Source organism: Streptomyces sp. NPDC059456, assembly GCF_042750055.1.
Classification (GTDB): Bacteria; Actinomycetota; Actinomycetes; order Streptomycetales; family Streptomycetaceae; genus Streptomyces.
This window is the reverse complement of the sequence record NZ_JBHYVA010000965.1, coordinates 1-2,362: the sequence shown is the minus strand read 5'-3', so window position 1 is coordinate 2,362 and position 2,362 is coordinate 1. Positions and strand designations below refer to the sequence as shown.

Annotated in this window: 2 protein-coding genes and 1 pseudogene; all 3 read left to right on the top strand. The window is 76.3% G+C overall.

Translation table 11 applies throughout. The annotated features are described in order from the left end of the window. Positions 1 to 267 (top strand): annotated as a pseudogene (locus tag ACFXA3_RS41140) (glycogen debranching protein); the annotation flags it as partial. A 69-nt stretch (positions 268 to 336) separates the two neighbouring features. Further along, positions 337 to 1,083 (top strand): NUDIX domain-containing protein, encoded by a 747-nt coding sequence (locus tag ACFXA3_RS41135; protein ID WP_385196389.1) that lies wholly within the window; start codon positions 337 to 339, stop codon positions 1,081 to 1,083. A 116-nt stretch (positions 1,084 to 1,199) separates the two neighbouring features. Then, positions 1,200 to 2,362 (top strand): ATP-binding cassette domain-containing protein (locus tag ACFXA3_RS41130; protein ID WP_385196386.1); only part of this gene is annotated, 1,163 nt, incomplete at its 3' end.

The window sequence follows — 2,362 nt, the reverse complement described above, 5'->3', positions numbered from 1 at the left end:
GGCAGTGCCCCGCTCCCGCACCCGGCGGCCTGCCGCCCCGCGGCGGTGGCCGCCGCCGCCGGGGTCCACGCCCTGACCGCCCTCGCCGGGCTGCGTCCCGACGCCCCCGCGGGCACGGTCGCCCTCGTCCCGCTGCCCGGGGCTCCCCTGGGCGCCCTGCGCATCTCCGGCCTGCGGGTCTCCGGGGAACCGTTCGCCGTCCGGATCAGCCGGACGGGCCTCGGCATGGTGGAGGAGGCGGCCGATGCGCTCCAACTCGGCGGGTAGCCCGCCCGTCACCGCCTCCGGGATCACCAAAGCTCTGTTTATCGTCAGGCAGACGACTATGATCGCGGCATGTCGCCCTACGACCCGTCGGCCTATCCGCCCTTCGCTGTCACCGTCGACCTGGTCGTGCTCACCGTCCGGCGTCACGCGCTCTGCGCGCTGGTCGTCCGGCGGGGTGAGCAGCCGTTCCAGGGACGCTGGGCCCTGCCCGGCGGCTTCGTCCGCGGGGACGAGGACCTGGCCGCTGCCGCGGCCCGCGAACTCGCCGAGGAAACCGGCCTGTGCGCCCACGACCCGGCCGAACCGGGAGCGGACAACGGGGCGCACCTCGAACAGCTGGCCACGTACGGCGATCCGAAGCGGGATCCGCGCATGCGCGTCGTCAGCGTGGCGCATCTGGTCCTGGCTCCGGACCTGCCGGCCCCCCGGGCCGGCGGGGACGCCAACAGCGCCCGCTGGGCCCCCATCGACGAACTCCTGGCCGTCGAGGACGAGGAGGCCGCCGGGCTCGCCTTCGACCACGCCCGGATCCTCGCCGACGGCGTCGAACGCGCCCGCTCCAAGATCGAGTACTCCTCGCTGGCCACCGCCTTCTGCCCGCCCGCCTTCACCGTCGGCGAGCTCCGCCGGGTCTACGAGGCCGTCTGGGGCGTGGCCCTCGACCCCCGCAACTTCCACCGCAAGGTCACCGGGACCCCCGGCTTCCTCGTGCCGGCCGGAGGGACGACGACCCGTCAGGGCGGCCGGCCCGCCCAGCTGTTCCGGGCCGGTGGGGCTACCCTGCTCAACCCGCCGATGCTGCGCCCCGAAGTCTGACGCGTCGACACGGGGGCGAACACGCCCCGCGTACGCCGAAAATCGGACATATCGCGTTATCTTGTTTGCGGTACTCACACTGCCGCAGAGCGGTCTCACACCCCGCGAGAGAAGCGATGCTCCAGGCCATCGGACTCACCAGCACCCCCCGTCGAGACCTCCCGCCCCTGGTGGACGACCTCACGTTCGAGGCCCGCCCGGGAGCCGTGACCGCCCTCCTCGGTGAACCGGGGTCGGGCAAGACCACCGCACTGCGGCTCATGCTCGAACTCGAACCGGGCCGCGGCGTCACCTACTTCCGCGGCCGGCCGCTGCACCGGATCCCGCATCCCGGCCGTGAAGTCGGCGTACTGCTCGGAGACGTCCCGGGCAATCCGTCGCGGACCGTCCGCAGCCAGCTGCGGATGCTGTGCGCCGCCGCCGGGGTGCCGGCCTCCCGGGCCGACACCATGCTGGAGGTCGTCGGCATTGCGGGCCTGCGCGACGAGCGGCTCGGCTCGCTCTCGCTCGGCATGGAGCGCCGGGTGGGGCTGGCCGCGGCCCTGCTCTCCGACCCGTGCACCCTGCTCCTCGACGAGCCCGCCGCCGGTCTCTCGCCCCGCGAACGCGGCTGGCTCCACGGGCTGCTGCGCGGTCACGCCTCCCTCGGCGGCGCGGTGCTCTTCACCACCGACGATGCGAAGGAGGCGGCCCGCAGCGCGGACCGGGTCGTCAGCATCGAGGCCGGCCGGCTCGTCGCCGACCAGGACGCGGCCGACTTCGCCCGAACCCGGCTGCGGCCGCGGGTCGCCGTGCGCAGCCCGCACGCCGCCCGCCTGGCCGACGTACGGGGCCGGGAGGCCCGGGCCGCCCGGCGCGCGGTGGAGATCGTCGAGGAGAGCGGCAGCCGCCTGTCGGTGTACGGCAGCAGCTGCGCGGAAGTGGGTGAAGCGGCGTTCCGGCACGGCGTGCTGGTCCACCAGCTCGCCGACGAGACCGGGGACACCGGAGCACCCAGACCGCCGGTGCCCCAGGCGCGCACCGAACCTGGCGCGCCCCCGGCGGCCCCGACCGCCGCGACGGTTCAGGCAGCCTCGGCGGCCTCGACGGTCCAGGCGGCCTCGACGGCCGCGACGGTCCAGGCGGTCTCGGCGAGCACGGACCGCCGGGCCGCGCCGGCCGAGGCGGGATCACCGCCCGCCCCCGCCGCCCCCCCCGCCGCCCCGCCCGCGCGGGCCGGCCCCCCCCCCCCCCCCCCCCCCCCCCCCCCCGCGCCCCCGCACGCGCCCGCCCCCCCCCC

Bases quoted from the DNA above. Each gene is read 5' to 3' on its own strand.
- ACFXA3_RS41135 (WP_385196389.1), top strand. From the start codon at position 337: ATGTCGCCCTACGACCCGTCGGCCTATCCGCCCTTCGCTGTCACCGTC.